The organism is Priestia sp. TSO9, from assembly GCF_021029645.1.
Classification (GTDB): domain Bacteria; phylum Bacillota; class Bacilli; order Bacillales; family Bacillaceae_H; genus Priestia; species Priestia megaterium_E.
In genome coordinates this window covers 42169-59218 of the sequence record NZ_JAJEKD010000003.1, presented here as the reverse complement: position 1 = coordinate 59218, position 17050 = coordinate 42169, and the positions used below count along the sequence as shown (strand labels likewise).

At 38.6% G+C, this 17050-nt stretch carries 23 protein-coding genes and 1 rRNA gene; 3 read left to right on the top strand and 21 right to left on the bottom strand.

What is annotated here, in order from left to right; all coding sequences use genetic code 11:
• Positions 1–101, bottom strand: a 16S ribosomal RNA gene (locus tag LJC66_RS00755); the annotation flags it as partial.
• 589 nt (positions 102–690) lie between these two features.
• Here LJC66_RS00755 and pdaB point away from each other — a divergent pair.
• Positions 691–1455 (top strand): polysaccharide deacetylase family sporulation protein PdaB, encoded by a 765-nt coding sequence (pdaB, locus tag LJC66_RS00750; RefSeq protein ID WP_028410393.1) that lies wholly within the window; start codon positions 691–693, stop codon positions 1453–1455.
• Positions 1456–1499: 44 nt separating this feature from the next.
• On the opposite strand, the gene LJC66_RS00745 is transcribed toward pdaB, so the two are convergent.
• Positions 1500–2120, bottom strand: coding sequence for a KinB-signaling pathway activation protein (locus LJC66_RS00745; RefSeq protein ID WP_230931644.1), 621 nt, complete (start codon positions 2118–2120; stop codon positions 1500–1502).
• A gap of 145 nt (positions 2121–2265) precedes the next feature.
• On the opposite strand from LJC66_RS00745, the gene gerD reads away from it, so the two are divergent.
• Together gerD and LJC66_RS00735 are read left to right on the top strand one after the other, a co-directional pair.
• Positions 2266–2895, top strand: coding sequence for a spore germination lipoprotein GerD (gerD, locus tag LJC66_RS00740; protein ID WP_230931643.1), 630 nt, complete (start codon positions 2266–2268; stop codon positions 2893–2895).
• A gap of 187 nt (positions 2896–3082) precedes the next feature.
• A complete protein-coding gene (locus LJC66_RS00735) occupies positions 3083–3991 on the top strand; it encodes a LysR family transcriptional regulator (RefSeq protein WP_230931642.1) in 909 nt (302 codons plus the stop codon).
• A 38-nt stretch (positions 3992–4029) separates the two neighbouring features.
• Here LJC66_RS00735 and LJC66_RS00730 read toward each other — a convergent pair whose 3' ends face one another.
• The 19 genes from LJC66_RS00730 to rplO all read right to left on the bottom strand — a co-directional run bounded on the left by LJC66_RS00730 (position 4030) and on the right by rplO (position 17026).
• A complete protein-coding gene (locus LJC66_RS00730; RefSeq protein WP_230931641.1) occupies positions 4030–5103 on the bottom strand; it encodes an Mrp/NBP35 family ATP-binding protein in 1074 nt (357 codons plus the stop codon).
• Between the two features lie 90 nt (positions 5104–5193).
• Complete coding sequence (gene cwlD / locus LJC66_RS00725; RefSeq protein ID WP_014462005.1) at positions 5194–5901, bottom strand: N-acetylmuramoyl-L-alanine amidase CwlD; 708 nt, start codon at positions 5899–5901, stop codon at positions 5194–5196.
• 70 nt (positions 5902–5971) lie between these two features.
• Complete coding sequence (locus LJC66_RS00720) at positions 5972–6394, bottom strand: DUF2521 family protein (protein WP_013054960.1); 423 nt, start codon at positions 6392–6394, stop codon at positions 5972–5974.
• A gap of 111 nt (positions 6395–6505) precedes the next feature.
• Positions 6506–6898 (bottom strand): 30S ribosomal protein S9, encoded by a 393-nt coding sequence (rpsI, locus tag LJC66_RS00715; RefSeq protein WP_013054959.1) that lies wholly within the window; start codon positions 6896–6898, stop codon positions 6506–6508.
• Positions 6899–6920: 22 nt separating this feature from the next.
• Positions 6921–7358 (bottom strand): 50S ribosomal protein L13, encoded by a 438-nt coding sequence (gene rplM / locus LJC66_RS00710; RefSeq protein ID WP_013054958.1) that lies wholly within the window; start codon positions 7356–7358, stop codon positions 6921–6923.
• Between the two features lie 156 nt (positions 7359–7514).
• Entirely contained in the window at positions 7515–8255 is a 741-nt protein-coding gene (gene truA / locus LJC66_RS00705; RefSeq protein ID WP_013054957.1) for a tRNA pseudouridine(38-40) synthase TruA, read from the bottom strand.
• Positions 8256–8273: 18 nt separating this feature from the next.
• Entirely contained in the window at positions 8274–9071 is a 798-nt protein-coding gene (locus tag LJC66_RS00700) for an energy-coupling factor transporter transmembrane component T family protein (protein ID WP_230931640.1), read from the bottom strand.
• Positions 9068–9937, bottom strand: a complete 870-nt coding sequence (locus tag LJC66_RS00695; protein ID WP_098332917.1) for an energy-coupling factor ABC transporter ATP-binding protein — start codon at positions 9935–9937, stop codon at positions 9068–9070. Before LJC66_RS00695 ends, LJC66_RS00700 begins: the two co-directional genes overlap by 4 nt.
• A complete protein-coding gene (locus tag LJC66_RS00690; protein WP_013054954.1) occupies positions 9913–10752 on the bottom strand; it encodes an energy-coupling factor ABC transporter ATP-binding protein in 840 nt (279 codons plus the stop codon). The genes LJC66_RS00695 and LJC66_RS00690 overlap by 25 nt, the downstream gene beginning before the upstream one ends.
• A gap of 138 nt (positions 10753–10890) precedes the next feature.
• The gene (gene rplQ / locus LJC66_RS00685) at positions 10891–11253 is read right to left on the bottom strand and encodes a 50S ribosomal protein L17 (RefSeq protein ID WP_013054953.1); all 363 of its coding nucleotides are present in this window, start codon (positions 11251–11253) and stop codon (positions 10891–10893) included.
• A gap of 44 nt (positions 11254–11297) precedes the next feature.
• A complete protein-coding gene (locus tag LJC66_RS00680) occupies positions 11298–12242 on the bottom strand; it encodes a DNA-directed RNA polymerase subunit alpha (RefSeq protein ID WP_013054952.1) in 945 nt (314 codons plus the stop codon).
• Between the two features lie 180 nt (positions 12243–12422).
• Positions 12423–12812 (bottom strand): 30S ribosomal protein S11, encoded by a 390-nt coding sequence (rpsK, locus tag LJC66_RS00675; protein WP_013054951.1) that lies wholly within the window; start codon positions 12810–12812, stop codon positions 12423–12425.
• Positions 12813–12835: 23 nt separating this feature from the next.
• A complete protein-coding gene (gene rpsM, locus LJC66_RS00670) occupies positions 12836–13201 on the bottom strand; it encodes a 30S ribosomal protein S13 (RefSeq protein WP_013054950.1) in 366 nt (121 codons plus the stop codon).
• Positions 13202–13225: 24 nt separating this feature from the next.
• Positions 13226–13339, bottom strand: coding sequence for a 50S ribosomal protein L36 (gene rpmJ, locus LJC66_RS00665; RefSeq protein WP_003156543.1), 114 nt, complete (start codon positions 13337–13339; stop codon positions 13226–13228).
• A gap of 37 nt (positions 13340–13376) precedes the next feature.
• Positions 13377–13595: a translation initiation factor IF-1 gene (infA, locus tag LJC66_RS00660; RefSeq protein WP_010285101.1), complete on the bottom strand. Its 219-nt coding sequence runs from the start codon at positions 13593–13595 to the stop codon at positions 13377–13379.
• A gap of 235 nt (positions 13596–13830) precedes the next feature.
• Complete coding sequence (gene map / locus LJC66_RS00655; RefSeq protein ID WP_014462024.1) at positions 13831–14577, bottom strand: type I methionyl aminopeptidase; 747 nt, start codon at positions 14575–14577, stop codon at positions 13831–13833.
• Complete coding sequence (locus tag LJC66_RS00650) at positions 14574–15227, bottom strand: adenylate kinase (protein WP_230931639.1); 654 nt, start codon at positions 15225–15227, stop codon at positions 14574–14576. The genes map and LJC66_RS00650 overlap by 4 nt, the downstream gene beginning before the upstream one ends.
• A 66-nt stretch (positions 15228–15293) precedes the next feature.
• A complete protein-coding gene (gene secY, locus LJC66_RS00645; RefSeq protein WP_013054947.1) occupies positions 15294–16586 on the bottom strand; it encodes a preprotein translocase subunit SecY in 1293 nt (430 codons plus the stop codon).
• On the bottom strand, positions 16586–17026 hold the full coding sequence (rplO, locus tag LJC66_RS00640) for a 50S ribosomal protein L15 (RefSeq protein ID WP_013054946.1): 441 nt from the start codon (positions 17024–17026) through the stop codon (positions 16586–16588). The genes secY and rplO overlap by 1 nt, the downstream gene beginning before the upstream one ends.
• Between the last annotated feature and the right edge of the window lie 24 nt (positions 17027–17050).

Below are 17050 nucleotides of genomic sequence, written 5' to 3'. Positions count from 1 at the left end.
GCTAACGTCATAGAAGCAAGCTTCTAATCAGTTCGCTCGACTTGCATGTATTAGGCACGCCGCCAGCGTTCATCCTGAGCCAGGATCAAACTCTCCGAAGAAATGTTTGACTTGCTCAATTTAAAAATAAAAATTAACGTTGACGTTTGTCGCTTTGTTCAGTTTTCAAAGTTCAACCGCCGCTCTTGAGCGACTTTTTAATATTAACAAGTTGCCTTTCATTTGTCAACAACTTTTTAATATTTTATTTCTGATGAATTGCGATTGTTTTCCAATCACTCATCAGCGACATTTATTAATTTAACATCTGTAATATATAAAGTCAACACTTTTTGAAAAGTTTTTTTCGTTTTATCAAAAAACCTTATTTACTTCCCTTTTTTCACTGAACCTTAGCAAGATCTTTGAAAGGATTTGATACTTTTCTTGAATGTTTCGTTCAAGAACTACATGATTCAAACTTTGTTGAAAAGCAACGTTTGTTCTTTTCATTTCTTCTCTGAGTAGTGCTTCTAACTCTAAACACTCCACTTGATTAAATAAACAAATTTTCATTGATTCACCTGCTTTTTGCGACATTGATTCTCAAGCATCAAAATAAAATCAGTCGTTCTTTTCCTTACCTGTTATTAATTGTAGACAAAACGCATACAAATTAGACAAGTACTACTTATTAAATGAGGTGACAAAATGAATATGTTTTATACTATTCGAGCCAAAAGAATCAAACAAACAATGCTTATCGTAGTTGCTGCTTTTTTTACAAGCTTTTTTCTTTATGCTCAACAGACGTTTCACTTTCCTGTGTTTTCAACAGATAATGGTCCACGAGCTGTTTATAAGGCGGATGATAAAAATCCCGAAGTCGCTCTTACATTTAACATCAGCTGGGGAGACGAAAGAGCTATTCCTATTCTAAATGAACTGAAAGAACAGCATATTGAACATGCTACTTTCTTTTTATCTGCTTCATGGGCTGAACGTCATCCAGATGTTGTAGAGCGCATAAAAAAAGAAGGCCACGAAATTGGAACAATGGGCTATGACTATACTTCCTATACAAGCCTAAAACCTAATGAAATCAGACAAGATCTTGCAAAATCAAAGAAAGTCTTTGATTCTCTAGGACTTAAAGATGTTCACCTTCTTCGGCCTCCTAACGGGCAATTTAATAAAGACATCTTAAAATTAACAGCGGATATAGGATATACAACCGTGCACTGGAGCATCGACTCTAAAGACTGGACAAATCCAGGAGTTGAAAAGATTGTATCGAATGTCACAAAACCCTTAGATGGTGGAGATATTATCTTGCTGCACGCGTCTGACTCCGCTCAACAAACAGCAAAGGCTATTCCATATATCAAGAATTCATTACAAAATAAAAAAGTCTCAAACGTAAGTGTTTCAACATTAATTTCAAATTCAAAAACCCAAGTAAAAGATATCCGCTAAGATCTATTCCCACTGTATACGGAAAGCAAAAGCAGACAAATATGCTATTTGTCTGCTTTTGCTATTCTTGCGTGCGTAAGAAGTTTCGGCAAAATAAGAAGTTGATACATATTACAAATTAGAAGTGGAAACAACATAAGGTAAAGCCAGCTTTCTTCGTTCGTTCGCAGCGCAGGGAACCATTCAATTGTCGTTACAACAATCATAAAAAACAGCGCTGGTACAAAAGCCTCTTTATTCGTCTGCTTTTTCTTTGCATACGCCACTAACAACCCTACCGCTAATAAGAAAACGCTTAACAAAATATACTTGCCTATGCCTTCTCCCGGTTGTTGAGAGAACTTATATCGAAAATAAGCAACGTCAAATAATACAAATAAAACAAATACAATTTGAACCGATTTCCAAAGTGATGCAGATTTAAAAATCCCCAACCCAAATCGGTGAATAGTTAAATATGCAAAAAAACCCATTTGGCTAATTAAACTAAAAATAAACCCTACGCCTACGAGCCATGTTAAAACAGCAACAATTTCTCCTATCTTTCCTTGTTGAAATAAGTGACCGTATTCCCCCCAGCGCACCGCAAACCCAACAGAAGCTGTACTTATACCCCCGACAGCTAACGTGGTTAGAAATAGACGAACCCAATTTCGACTATTCACTTCCATCTCCCCCATAAGTTACAAAATTGTACCTTTTCATAAATTGTACCAATCACGTTTTGAAAAATCTAGAGCTCTTTTATGAATAAAAAACCTTGATTATCTCATATTAAGCGTAAGCATATTAGGAAAGGAGCTCATTACTATGAAAAAGCGACTCATGCTCCTCATTTATATAGGAATGTGTATGCTTTTAGCTACAGCCTGTGCACCGCAAGATGAAGAGAACAATGGTATGGATTATGATCAAACAAAGAAAATGGTTGTTGATATTTTAAAAACAGATGAAGGAAAAAAAGCAGTCGAGGCAATTATGAAAGACCCTTCTGTTAGACAAGATATTTTAATGGATCAAAACGCGATAAAAGATACAATTTCTCAAACCCTAGTCTCAGATAAAGGCGTGGAATTTTGGAAAAAAGCCATGGATGATCCGAAGTTTGCTGAAAGCTTTGCTAAAAGTTTGGAAAAAGAAAATAAAACGGTCATCAAACAACTGATGAAAGATCCTGAATATCAAGGAATGCTTCAAGATGTTTTAAAGGATCCGGCTATGGAAAAAGAAGTACTGACTGTTTTAAAGAGTAAAGAATATCGCACTTATTTACAAAAGATTATGACCGAAACGTTTGATAGCCCTCTTTATCAATCTAAAATTCAAGACATTCTTTTGAAAGCCGCTGAAGAAACACAAGGTGGACAAAAACAGAGCAGCGACGACGGTGGTTCTTCTTCCTCTGGATCTGATTCAAGCGGAGAACAGCAACAGCAGTGATTAAATACGCATCTCATATGAGGTGCGTATTTAATTATGTCATTTATTTTTATTAAAAAACCTAAATGACTTCTTTATATTTTTTAATACTTAGTATTTTTATTGGAATTGTAAACTTTAATTCTTAGCTTTATGGTAAAATATTAGAAATTAACACAATCGTTTTATAGCAAAAGGAGGGAATTCGATGGAATTTCGCGTTATTAAAACGTTTCAAACCATTGTTCGTTTAGGAAGCTTTCAATTAGCCGCTGAATATTTAAAGTACTCTCAGCCTACCATTACACTGCACATTCAAAAGTTGGAATCCGAACTAGGATTTAAGCTTTTAGAACGAGGAAAAAGCATAAAACTTACTGAAGCAGGTAAAATCTTTTACGAGCGGGCAAATATTTTACTAAAGGAATATGAATATCTAAATAACACCTTAAAGGATTATTCAACAGGCGAAGCTGGCACTATCCGTATAGGTGCTGCAGAGCCTACAGCAAGCAGTCGACTGCCTTCCATTCTCTCACTATTTAAAAAAAGATATCCCAACACAGAAATTAGCTTACTCGTTGCAGACGAAAAGCATCTTCATCAACATATACGCAATCAAGAAATTGATTTCGCGATTGGCACTGTCTCAGAATCGTTCAGAGATATAGAGTTTGAGGCATTACTAACGGAAAAACTTGTGCTGCTACTACCATTCAATCATGCTCTAACAAAAAGAAAAACAATCTTTGCAAAAGATTTAATAAACGAAACGCTGATTACAGCTGGGCAATCTTCCGTTCAAAAGAAAATTGAGCAGCTAATCTTTGAACGAACAGGCCAACTGCCTGCTAAAGTCCAGTTAGGCACTATTAGCACACTTCAGCATTTTGTAAAAGAAAACTTAGGAATAGCCGTTGTTCCACAAATAAGCGCAACTCTTCCGCCAGATCAAGTGGCGGTTAAAACGATTCATGACTTGCATGAGGGGCCTGCAATCGGCATTTTAAAGCACCAGTCTCATACCGTAAGTACAGCCGGAAAAACATTTTTAGCTCTCTTAAAACAAAACCTAGCATTTGATTTAAAAAAGGCGCAGATTGAACTCTCTGTATAATAACAAAAAGCACGCGCTCGAACAGCGCGTGCTTTTTGTTATTTTCCTGTTGCTGCTTTTTCATTTTCGCAAATAAATGCAATCTTGCTTGCAATCTCTCCGTATATTTTACCTAAACGATGCGATTCATCGTAAATGGAAGGTGCAAAATCTTCTTCATTCCAGTCAGGCTGACTTAACGGAAGCTGTCCTAACAGTTCTGTCTGAAGTTCCTCAGCGAGTTTTGGACCTCCGCCTTTACCAAATACATACTCTTTTTCCCCTGTTAACTGGCTTTCAAAGTAGGCCATATTTTCTACAACTCCGATTACCTCATGATCGGTTTTCAAAGCCATAGCACCCGCTCTAGCTGCAACAAATGCCGCTGTAGGATGTGGTGTTGTAATAATCACTTCTTTACAAGCAGGAAGCATGGAGTGAACGTCTAATGCGACATCACCTGTTCCGGGAGGTAAGTCTAGTAAAAGATAATCTAATTCTCCCCATTCAACTTCTGTAAAAAAGCTCGTCAACATTTTTCCAAGCATAGGTCCTCGCCAGATAACAGGTGAATTATCTTCTACAAAGAAGCCCATGGAAATAACTTTTACTCCGAAACGGTCAACTGGAATAATCTTTTCACCTTCTACTACAGGACGCTGTGTGATTCCCATCATATCTGGGACGCTGAATCCATAAATGTCAGCATCAATTAAACCAACTTTCTTTCCTAAACGAGCTAGAGAAACGGCCAAATTAACAGAGACTGTTGATTTACCAACGCCTCCTTTACCGCTGGCAATAGCAATAAATTCAGGTGCATTCGGACTAGTTAGTAAGTTTCCAGTATTCGGTTGCTCAGCGCGGTACTGCTGAAGTTCTTCAGGCGTAAACTCAACAAATCGCAGTCCAACCGACTGTACACCTGCTTTTTTTAATTCTTCTACAATCGTGCCTTGAAGGCTCAGCTGTTCACTAGTACCTGTTTTTGCAACAGCAATCTTCAGGCTTATATGCTGTTTTTCAGCTTTAATTGTTATTTCTTTAATCGCATTTGTTTCTGATAGTTTTTTATTTAAAAATGGATCTGTAATTTCCCCTACTACTTCTTTTACTTGCTTTTCCGTTAGCATACTCCCACCACCATGTTAAAATCTATTTATTTATACTATCAAGTATATCATACATATTAGATTTTTCTGAATAGAAGGATGCTATGCTTTTTATTTGGGCTTTTCTCCAGTAAAATACCGGCTGACTCCTTCATAAATGGATTCAGCTAACTTTTTTTGATAGCGTTTCGATTGAAGCATTTTACGTTCTGTAGGATTTGATAAGAATCCTACTTCAACCAAAGCACCTGGTGGCTTAGAATGCTTAAGAAGGTAAAGAGTTTGAATAGCTTTTGCTTCACGGGTCGTATTATCCAGATTATTTCTTAGCTCTTGTTGAATGAGTTTAGCCACTTGCTCGTTTTCTTTTAGGGACCCGTAATAGAAAGTTTGAGCCCCTCTCCATGCAGAGGATGGAATAGCATTCAAGTGAATACTTAAATACAAATCAGCATTGGATTTATTAATCATCGTTAAGCGATTTTTTAAGTCTTCTACTTTTCTGCGACTGTATCCTCTTGTGTCTTTGGCCGCTAGGTCTTCGTCTTTTTCTCTCGTCATTATAACAAGTGCCCCTTGCTCTTGCAGATAGTCCCGAAGCATCAACGAAATTTTAAGAGTTATTTCTTTTTCAAGCACTTCATCCTCTCCTACGGCTCCTCCATCAACACCGCCATGTCCAGGATCTAGTACAATAACTTTCCCGCTAAGAGGGAGTGAAAGCGAACCGGATGATGTTCTATGGTCTATCTGATATTGTACAATGACAAAAAGAACGAGAAGCGCTATAATTGTGCTCATTATTTTTACTTTAGACATTTTATCCCTTCCCTTCTTGCCTCACCTATTTATTTCTATATGGGACAAGAACGGGAATTATGAGTACTTTTTAATGCAAACGTAACCGACGTCTTTTTTCTGCGGTTCGATAACCTTCTTTCCACCAGTCTTGCACATACCCTTGACATAAATAATACAGACCATCTTGATAAAGATCTGTTACAGACATGCTGACGGCTCCGTACAGTGTATCAATTAAAAGAGACTCTTCTTGCTTACTGTGCTTCTGAAAATCTTCGTAGCCTTTACCACGTTTACTCACCCGAGCACCTAATAAAAATGATTCGATGGCAATATCAAGACAGTACTCCTCCACATGTTCGTCTCCTAGCATATTCCACTGAAACATGGGATGAAAATAACGGCGCAGTCTCTCTTGAAGCAAATCAAAGGACAGCTCCCTTAGGACTTTGCGTTCATATTTCATTTCTTTTTCATAACGTTTTTCTTTTAAATATGTAACCTCGTTCACAATAACGCCTCCCTTTTTTACATATTGTCTGCACAAGCCTTCGTCTCATACGCAAACAACAAATAAAAAAAGCCTTGGTCCAAAGACCAAGGCTTGAAACGTAATATAAAATTAACGTTTTGAGAATTGTGGTGCACGACGAGCGCCTTTAAGACCGTATTTTTTACGTTCTTTCGCACGAGCGTCACGAGTTAATAGACCAGCACGTTTTAATGTTCCACGGTATTCAGGGTCTGCTTCTAATAAAGCACGAGAGATTCCGTGACGAATAGCGCCAGCTTGACCTGCATAACCTCCACCATTAACGTTTACAAATACGTCATAGTTACCTACAGTTTCAGTTAAAGCAAGTGGTTGTTTTACTACTTCACGTAGTGCAGCAAATGGAATGTATTCTTCGATTTCACGACCGTTGATTGTTACGCGACCGTTACCTGGTACTAAACGTACACGAGCAACAGAGCTTTTACGACGACCAGTTCCGTAATATTGTACCTGTGCCAAGATAATAACCTCCTCTTATTAATTATCCGCGAAGTTCGTAAACTTCTGGTTTTTGTGCTTCATGTGGATGTGTTTCACCAGCATACACATGTAATTTTTTGAACATTTGACGGCCTAGGCTACCTTTTGGAAGCATGCCTTTGATTCCTAATTCAAGCATTTTCTCAGAGTAGTTAGTACGCATTTCTAATGCTGTACGTTGTTTCAAACCACCTGGGTGCATGCTGTGACGGTAATAAATTTTATCAGTTAATTTTTTACCTGTTAGTTCGATTTTTGACGCATTGATAAGGATCACGTGATCACCAGTATCAACATGTGGTGTAAAAGTTGGTTTATGTTTACCGCGTAAGATTGATGCTACTTCACTTGCTAAACGACCTAAAGTTTTACCTTCAGCATCGACAACATACCATTTACGCTCTACTTCGTTTGCTTTCGCCATGAAAGTTGTACGCATGAGTTTCCCTCCTAATTTTCATCATCAATTATAAAATTATTTCAACCTTCTATTTCAACACGATTAATTTCCGGGGCTAACCGTGGGGTTAAAATACATACCATATGATATATTATATCTTTAAGCTACTAATGTCAAGAAAATGTTACACCAGGTTTAGTTGTCATAGAAAACGCGCCATAAATATAGCCCTTGCGAAGGCGCAGTTTTCCCTGCACGAGGACGTGATTTGCTTTCTAGAATATCTTTTATAGCATCTGGTTCAATACGGCCTTGTCCTACTTCTAAAAGCGTTCCAACAAGAATACGAACCATATTATACAGAAAGCCACTTCCAACGAATCTAAACACAAGCTGACTATTCTCTTCATACATATCAATCTTGTAAATCGTACGAATCTTATCTTCCACTTCTGTCCTCGCTGAACAAAAGCTTGTGAAGTCGTGTGTACCGAGTAAATATGTGATGGCTTTTTTCATTTTTGAGTAGTCTAATGGATAAGGGTAATGGTATGCATAAGAACGAGTGAAAGGATTTCGATCTTCGCCGCGCAAAATATGATAGCGATACTCTTTTGAAGTAACGTCATACCGGGCGTGAAAATGTGCATCAACTTCACATACATTCTTCATTACAATATCATCTGGTAGCATTGAATTCAATGCTTTTTTCCACTTATCACATGGAATATTTAGGTTTGTATCAAAATGAATGACTTGCCCCTGTGCATGAACATTTGTGTCCGTTCGTCCAGAGGCGTAAATCGGCACTTTTTTGTTATGCATTTTCTCTAAAACAGCTTCAATCTCCAGTTGAACAGTTCGCTTATTGGGCTGAACTTGATAACCTGAAAAGTGTGTGCCATCGTATGCAACTATACATTTTAAACGTTTCATCTTTTCACCAAACAATCTTTACGTTCTAATCAGCACTAAAACAACTGCTACTGCCAGCAGAAGTAAAAGCATAATTGTATCTATGCTTCCCCATTTCAATTGACGATACTTTGTACGCCCTTCTCCGCCTTTATAACCCCTTGCCTCCATGGCAATAGCCAGCTCTTCAGCGCGCTTAAATGAACCTATAAATAGAGGAACAAGCAAAGGAACCACAGCTTTCAAACGATCCGTAATGGGGCCGCTGCTAAAGTCCACTCCTCGTGCTGTCTGCGCTTTAATAATTTTATCTGTCTCTTCCATCAATGTAGGAATAAAGCGAAGAGAAATGGACATCATTAAAGCTAATTCGTGTACAGGAAGCTTGAGCTTTTTAAATGGATTCAGCAAGCTTTCCATTCCATCTGTTACTTCAATAGGCGTAGTCGTTAAAGTTAGCATCGTCGTAATTAAAATTAAGAACAAGAAGCGCAAGGAAATTAAAACACCTTGAATAAGGCCGCCTTTATAGACAGAAAACCATCCCCATTCAAACAAAAGAGGACCTTCCTTTGTCATAAAAATGTGCAAAAGAAACGTGATGATAATAATAAACATAACGGGCTTTAACCCTCTTAAAATAAACGAAACGGGCACTTTACTCATGGTCACTATCATAAGGGTATACACACCTAAAAAAGCATAGCCGATAGGGTTATTTGCTAAAAACACAATTAATACATACGCAAATACAAGAAGCAGCTTGGCTCGGGGATCCATTCGATGGACAACAGAATGACCCGGCACATACTTACCAATAATGATTGAGTTCATCATAATCGTTCACCTTGCTGCATAAGGTGCTGCACTTTCTCTACCACTTCAGAAAAGGTAATAACCGTATCCGATGCTTCAAGCTGAAATTTCTCTTGCAGCTTCAGCATAAAGCGAAGTGATTCTGGAACATCCAATCCATATTCTTTTAGCTGCGTATGCTGACCAAATACTTCTCTAGGTGACCCTTTCATCGCAATCGTTCCCTTATTCATCACAATTAGCTCATCCGCGTACATAGCTGCATCTTCCATGCTATGAGTCACGAGAATCGTCGTCAAGCCTTTTTCTTTATGAAGATGATAAATCATATTCATAATTTCTTGACGCCCTCTAGGGTCCAATCCAGCAGTTGGTTCATCTAAAATTAGCACACTAGGATTCATCGCTAGAATACCTGCTATCGCTACACGCCGCATTTGTCCACCACTCAAATCAAAAGGAGATCTGGTGAGAATGTCTTCTGGCAACCCTACTAACTTGATAAGCTCTCTTGCTTTTTGCTTTGCTTCTTCTTCCGAAACGCCATAATTCATTGGTCCAAAAGCTATATCTTTTTCCACCGTTTCTTCAAAAAGCTGATGTTCTGGAAATTGAAACACCACGCCTACTTGCTGACGAATAGCTTTTAAATTCTTTTCTTTTCGATTGGCTTTAATGGTACGCTCACCGATTTGAATTTCACCAGCAGTTGGCTTCAATAAGGCATTCAGATGCTGTATGATTGTTGATTTCCCAGAACCAGTATGGCCAATAACAGCCAAAAATGTACCTGATTGAATGTTTAAATTTAAGTCATGTAGAGCAATTCGTTCAAATGGTGTATTAACTTGATAACGATGCTCTACTTCTTTGAATATAATGTCCATAGTTCGTCCACCAAGTCCTCATCTGTTAAATGAATTTTTGATAAAGGAATTCCTACGGAAGCAAAACGATGGCTTAGTTTAACGGAAAACGGCAAGTCTAGTCCAATATCCGTTAACTTGGAACCTAATGCAAATACTTCGCGTGGAGTACCTGTTGCATAGATCTTCCCTTTGTTCATCACAACGACTCTATCAGCCATTGCTACTTCATCTAAATCGTGAGTAATTGAAATAACCGTCAGTTGTTTTTCTTCTTTTAATTTTCTAACAGTTTCAAGTACTTCAGTTCGCCCAATAGGATCTAACATAGATGTTGCTTCATCTAGAATGATGACAGATGGCTGTACGGCGATTATACCCGCAATGGCCACACGCTGTTTTTGTCCACCTGATAGCTGATGAGGCTCTTGATCCAGAAAAGCACTCATATTGACCATTTCGATTGCTTCAGGTATACGTTTTTCCATAATCTCAAATGGAATCCCGTTGTTTTCAAGCCCAAACGCAATATCGTCTTGAACGGTTGAGCCAACAAATTGATTATCTGGATTTTGAAACACCATTCCAATCTGCTTACGCACATCCCATATTGTTTCTTCAGATAAAAGAGTATCGCCCACTCGAACCGTTCCTTTTTCAGGTAGCAAAAGGCCGTTTAGAATTCGTGCCAGCGTCGACTTACCAGATCCATTATGTCCAGCTATCGCTAACCATTCACCTTTATAAGCAGAGAGAGAAAGGTGATCTAATGTTAGGTCTGCTTCAGGATCGTATCGAAAGCATAAATCTTTTACCTCTAAAGACATTTCTTTCAACGCTATCTTCCTCTCAGCTTTTTCTATTGCAGCATTGCCTACATTGATTTTTTACGCTATTTACCCGGTTTTAGGTATAAAAAAAGGGCAACGACTAGTTACACACTGTCTCGCCCTTTTCTATCTGTATTAAAAATATTAAACTAATTCAATGATAACCATTGGAGCACCGTCACCACGGCGAGGTCCAACTTTTAAGATACGAGTGTAACCGCCTTGGCGATCTTCGTAGCGAGTAGCAATATCGCTGAATAGTTTTTGTAAAGCGCTTTGACCAGCTTCTTCGTTAGCTACTTCATTACGGATGTAAGATGCAGCTTGACGACGAGCGTGTAGATCTCCACGTTTACCTAAAGTAATCATTTTTTCAACAGTTGAACGTAATTCTTTTGCACGAGCTTCAGTTGTCTCAATGCGTTCACTGATGATTAAATCAGTTGTTAAATCACGAAGAAGCGCCTTGCGTTGTGCGCTTGTACGACCTAATTTACGGTAAGACATGTGAGGTCCCCTCCTTTGTTAAGTAGTTAAACAGGTAGATATAATCAGTCGTCCTTACGTAGACCCAAACCTAATTCTTCAAGTTTAGCTTTAACTTCTTCTAAAGATTTACGGCCTAAGTTACGAACTTTCATCATATCTTCTTCTGTTTTATTAGCAAGCTCTTGTACAGTATTGATGCCTGCTCGTTTTAAGCAGTTGTAAGAACGAACAGATAAATCCAGTTCCTCGATCGTCATCTCTAGAACTTTTTCTTTCTGGTCTTCTTCTTTTTCTACCATGATCTCTGCTTTTTGAGCTTCATCTGTTAAGTTAACGAAGATATTTAAGTGTTCAGTTAGAATCTTTGCACCTAAAGCAACAGCTTTTTCTGGCTCGATGCTACCGTCAGTCCAAACATCCAACGTTAACTTATCGTAATTTGTCATTTGACCAACACGAGTATTCTCTACATAATACGATACGCGAGTAACAGGCGTATAGATTGAATCAATTGGAAGTACACCAATTGGTTGGTCTTCACGCTTGTTAGCATCGGCAGGATTATAACCTCGACCTGTGCGAGCAGTAAGTCTCATACGGAAATGAGCATCTGACTCAAGTGTTGCAATATGAAGATCCGGATTTAGAACTTCGATATCGCTGTCTGCTTGAATGTCAGCAGCCGTTACTGTACCAGGACCTTTAACATCGATCTCAAGTGTTTTCTCTTCATCAGAGTAAATCTTTAACGCTAACTTTTTAACGTTTAAAATGATGTTTGTTACATCTTCAACAACTCCAGGAACTGTTGAAAATTCATGTAATACACCTTCAATTTGAATAGATGTTACAGCTGCACCAGGGAGTGAGGATAATAGGATACGACGTAAGGAGTTACCCAAAGTAGTACCATATCCACGCTCAAGTGGTTCGACGACGAATTTACCGTACTTTCTATCATCGCTGATTTCTACCGTTTCGATTTTTGGCTTTTCAATCTCTATCAATATAAACCCTCCTTCAAAACGTCGAAACCTCGGCTAGACGGCTGATTTCTCAAATGCCTAACCGAAATTCCCTATTAGACAGTTCCCGAATGTGCACAACAAATGGAAAACATTTCGTTGCATGAATAAATTCTACACCATCATCATTATAGACAACGAAATAGAATCTATACATATTAATTATACACGACGACGTTTTGGTGGGCGGCATCCGTTGTGAGGTACAGGAGTAACATCTTTAATAGCTGTTACTTCTAAACCTGCAGCTTGAAGAGCACGGATAGCTGCTTCACGACCAGCACCAGGGCCTTTAACTGTAACTTCAAGAGTTTTCATTCCGTTATCCATAGAAACTTTAGCAGCAGTTTCAGCAGCCATTTGCGCAGCAAATGGAGTAGATTTACGAGAACCTCTGAAGCCAAGTGCGCCTGCACTAGACCAAGCAATCGCATTACCGTGAACATCTGTAATTGTTACAATAGTGTTGTTAAACGTTGAGCGAATATGAGCTACACCAGCTTCAATATTCTTTTTCACGCGACGTTTACGTGTATTAGTTTTACGTGCCATCTGTTAATGACCTCCCTTACTAATTATTTCTTCTTGTTCGCTACAGTACGGCGTGGGCCTTTACGTGTACGAGCATTGTTTTTACTGTTTTGACCACGAACTGGTAAACTACGACGGTGGCGGATACCACGGTATGAACCAATCTCAATTAAACGTTTGATGTTTAAAGAAACTTCACGACGAAGATCGCCTTCTACTTTATAGCTATCTAAAATATCACGAATTTTACCTAATTCTTCTTCTGTTAAGTCACGAACGCGAGTATCTTCAGAAACTCCAGCTTCAGCTAGAACTTTTTCAGCAGTTGGACGACCAATACCGAAAATGTATGTTAATGAAATTACTACACGCTTGTCACGAGGAATATCAACACCAGCAATACGTGCCATATGAATAGTGCACCTCCTTATTGATTAACCTTGTTTTTGTTTATGCTTAGGGTTTTCACAAATTACCATTACTTTACCTTTTCTACGGATAACTTTACATTTTTCGCAGATTGGTTTAACTGATGGTCTGACTTTCATGTTTCATACCTCCTTGATAGTACGGAGTGCATAGGTTTTATTTGAAACGGTACGTAATTCTACCGCGAGTTAAATCGTATGGTGACAATTCTACAGTTACTTTATCACCAGGTAAGATTCGAATGAAATGCATGCGAATTTTTCCTGATACGTGAGCAAGTACTGTATGACCATTTTCTAATTCTACCTTGAACATAGCGTTAGGTAAAGTTTCAGCAACTGTACCTTCAACTTCAATTACATCGTCTTTTGCCATTAAAGTGCTCTCCTTTCTTTGAAACAGTAACAAGCTATCATTAAACGACTTAAAAAGAACCTGTTCTGAACATCCGGAGATCGTAATCATTAAATTCAAGATGATTGACGCTAATATACATCTTTACCATTTTAACAGCAATTCAGACGAAAAACGATCATCGTGAATTTAGATAATTACTGTTTACTGTCCAGTGCATCTAGCGAGGAATGGATAGAGATAACATCCTTTAACATTACAATGCTGTCAGAATTTCATATCCCGTCTCAGTAATTGCAATAGTATGTTCGAAGTGCGCACACATTTTACCATCTACTGTGACAACTGTCCAGTTATCAGGTAATGTTTTTACATATCGCATACCAGCATTCACCATTGGCTCAACTGCCAATACCATGCCTGGACGTAGACGCGGTCCTTTATTCGGTGGACCATAATGAGGTACTTGCGGATCTTCATGTAAGTCTTTGCCGACCCCATGGCCAACATATTCTCTTACAATCGAAAAGTTACGTGATTCTGCGTACTGTTGAATAGCATGTGAAATATTCGACAAACGCTCACCCGGCTTAGCTTCTGCTAATCCCTTGTAGAGAGATTGCTCAGTCACATCAAGCAGCTCTTGATTTTCTAATGAAATCTTTCCTACTCCATATGTCCAAGCTGAATCACCGTGATAGCCACCGAATTTAGCTCCGATGTCTAAACTGATGATATCTCCTTCATTAAGCTTGCGTTCACCCGGAATACCATGAACTAATTCTTCATTCACAGAAGCACATACACTGCCGCGAAAACCATTATACCCTTTAAAAGACGGAATTGCATCATGTTGACGAATAAAATTTTCAGCAATTGCATCCAATTCTATAGTCGTAATACCTGGAGCGATATGCTTTTTTAACTCTTGATGAGTTAAAGCCACGATTCGTCCAGCTTCACGCATGACCTCAATTTCCTCTGGTGTCTTGCAAATGATCATTGCTTAACCCCAGCAAGTAATTGACGAACATCCTCAAACACAATGTTAATATCTTGATTACCATTAATATTACGTAGATAACCTTTTTCTTGATAGAAATCAAGTAGAGGTTGAGATTGTTTAACATTAACTGAAAGTCTAGTTGAAACCGTCTCAGCATTGTCATCTGCACGTTGGTAAAGCTCTCCGCCACATTTGTCACAAACTCCTTCTTTCGTAGGAGGATTGAATACTAAGTGGTAAGTAGCTCCGCAATCTTTACAAATGCGGCGTCCAGTAAGACGCTCCATTAAAATGCTTTGATCTACATCAATATTAATCACATAATCAATTTGCTTGTTTAGTTCTTTTGTAATTGTTTCAAGAGCTTCTGCTTGGGCTACTGTTCTTGGGAAGCCATCAAGTAAAAAGCCGTTTTCACAATCTTGTTTGTTTAAACGCTCGCGCACAATTCCAATTGTTACTTCATCAGGAACAAGGTTACCTTGGTCCATAAATGATTTAGCTTTTAAACCTAGTTGCGTTCCTTCTTTAATTGCAGCTCGGAACATATCTCCTGTTGAGATATGAGGGATATCGTAATGCTCAACGATTTTTTCTGCTTGAGTACCTTTCCCAGCACCAGGAAGGCCCATTAACACTAAATTCATTTCTTGCTTCCCCCTCAGTATCTTATCCGTTTAATGGGAAAGCAGCTTGCTTCCCACTAAACAGCTTTACTTAATAAATCCCTTATAATGGCGTTTCACTAATTGACTCTCAAGCTGTTTCATTGTCTCAAGAGCTACACCGACAACAATTAACAAACTAGTACCGCCGATCTGAGCAGATGATGGTAAGTTTGCAATTTTGATGAACAGAACCGGCAACACAGCAATTAACGCAAGGAATATCGAACCGATTAATGTCAGACGATATAACACTTTCGTTAAATAAGCTTGTGTGCTTTTACCAGGACGGATGCCTGGGATGTAGCCACCTTGCTTTTTCAAGTTCTCTGCTACTTGTTCAGGGTTAACTTGAACAAATGTATAGAAGTAACAAAAAGCAATGATTAACGCTACATACACTATCATACCAATTGGCTTAGTATAGTCAAATGTATTCTGAATCCACGTCGTTACATCATTTGGACCGAAAAATGATGCAATTGTTGGTGGTGTGATAATAAATGAAACTGCAAAGATAACAGGAATAACCCCAGCAGCATTTACTTTTAACGGTAAATGAGTGGATTGACCTCCAACAGGATTACGACCAGCTGAACCCTTTGCATATTGAATAGGAATTTTTCGTAGCGCTTGTTGGAAGTAAATAACCCCAACAATAATAGCTAAAACTGCAATCGCAATTAAAACTACCGTTACGATACGAATGAATAATTGATCCCCAACGTCTTCAAATTGCTGTGCATAAATTTGATTTAATGTTGTCGGAATACCAGCTGCAATCCCAGCAAAGATAATGATGGAAATACCGTTACCTACGCCTTTTGCAGTAATCTGCTCTCCTAACCACATTAAGAAGGCAGTACCTGCCGTTAACACTGTAGCAATTAGAAGATACGTAGAAATTCCTGGATTAGCGATCAATTGTCCGCCCGAAATATTGTTGAATCCTATAGACATACCTAAAGCCTGGATAAATCCAAGCACAATTGTTCCATAACGAGTTACTTGAGCTAATTTACGGCGCCCAACATCTCCCTGCTTTGACCATTCTGTAAACTTAGGTACAACATCCATCTGCAATAATTGGACGATGATGGATGCTGTAATATAAGGCATAATGCCCATAGCAAGAATGGAGAAGTTTTTTAACGCGCCGCCGCCAAATGTATTCAGAACCCCGAATACATTTAACCCATCTTGCAATTTTAGTACATCCGTATTAACACTTGGTACAGGAATAAATGTACCAATTCGGAAGACAATTAACATTAACAAAGTGAAAAAGATTTTTTGTCTTATTTCACGCACGCGCATTAAATTGGAGATTGTTTGAAACATTAGATCACCTCAACTGTACCGCCAGCAGCTTCGATAGCTTCTTTAGCAGTTGAAGAGAATTTAGCAGCTTTAACAGTTAGCTTAGAGTTTAATGTACCGTTTCCTAGTACTTTAACGCCAGCTTTTGCTTTGCTTACTAAACCAGTTTCGATTAATAATTCTGGTGTTACTTCAGTTCCATCTTCAAAACGGTTAAGAGCTTCTAAATTAACGATCGCGTATTCTTTGCGATTGATATTAGTGAACCCACGTTTTGGAAGACGACGGAATAAAGGAGTTTGACCACCTTCGAAGCCAGGTCTTACGCCACCGCCAGAGCGAGCGTTTTGCCCTTTGTGACCTTTACCTGAAGTCTTTCCGTTACCTGAACCAGTACCACGACCTACACGGTTACGTACTTTACGTGAACCTTCAGCTGGTTTCAATTCATGAAGTTTCATTCCGGAGCACCTCCTTAAGAGTGA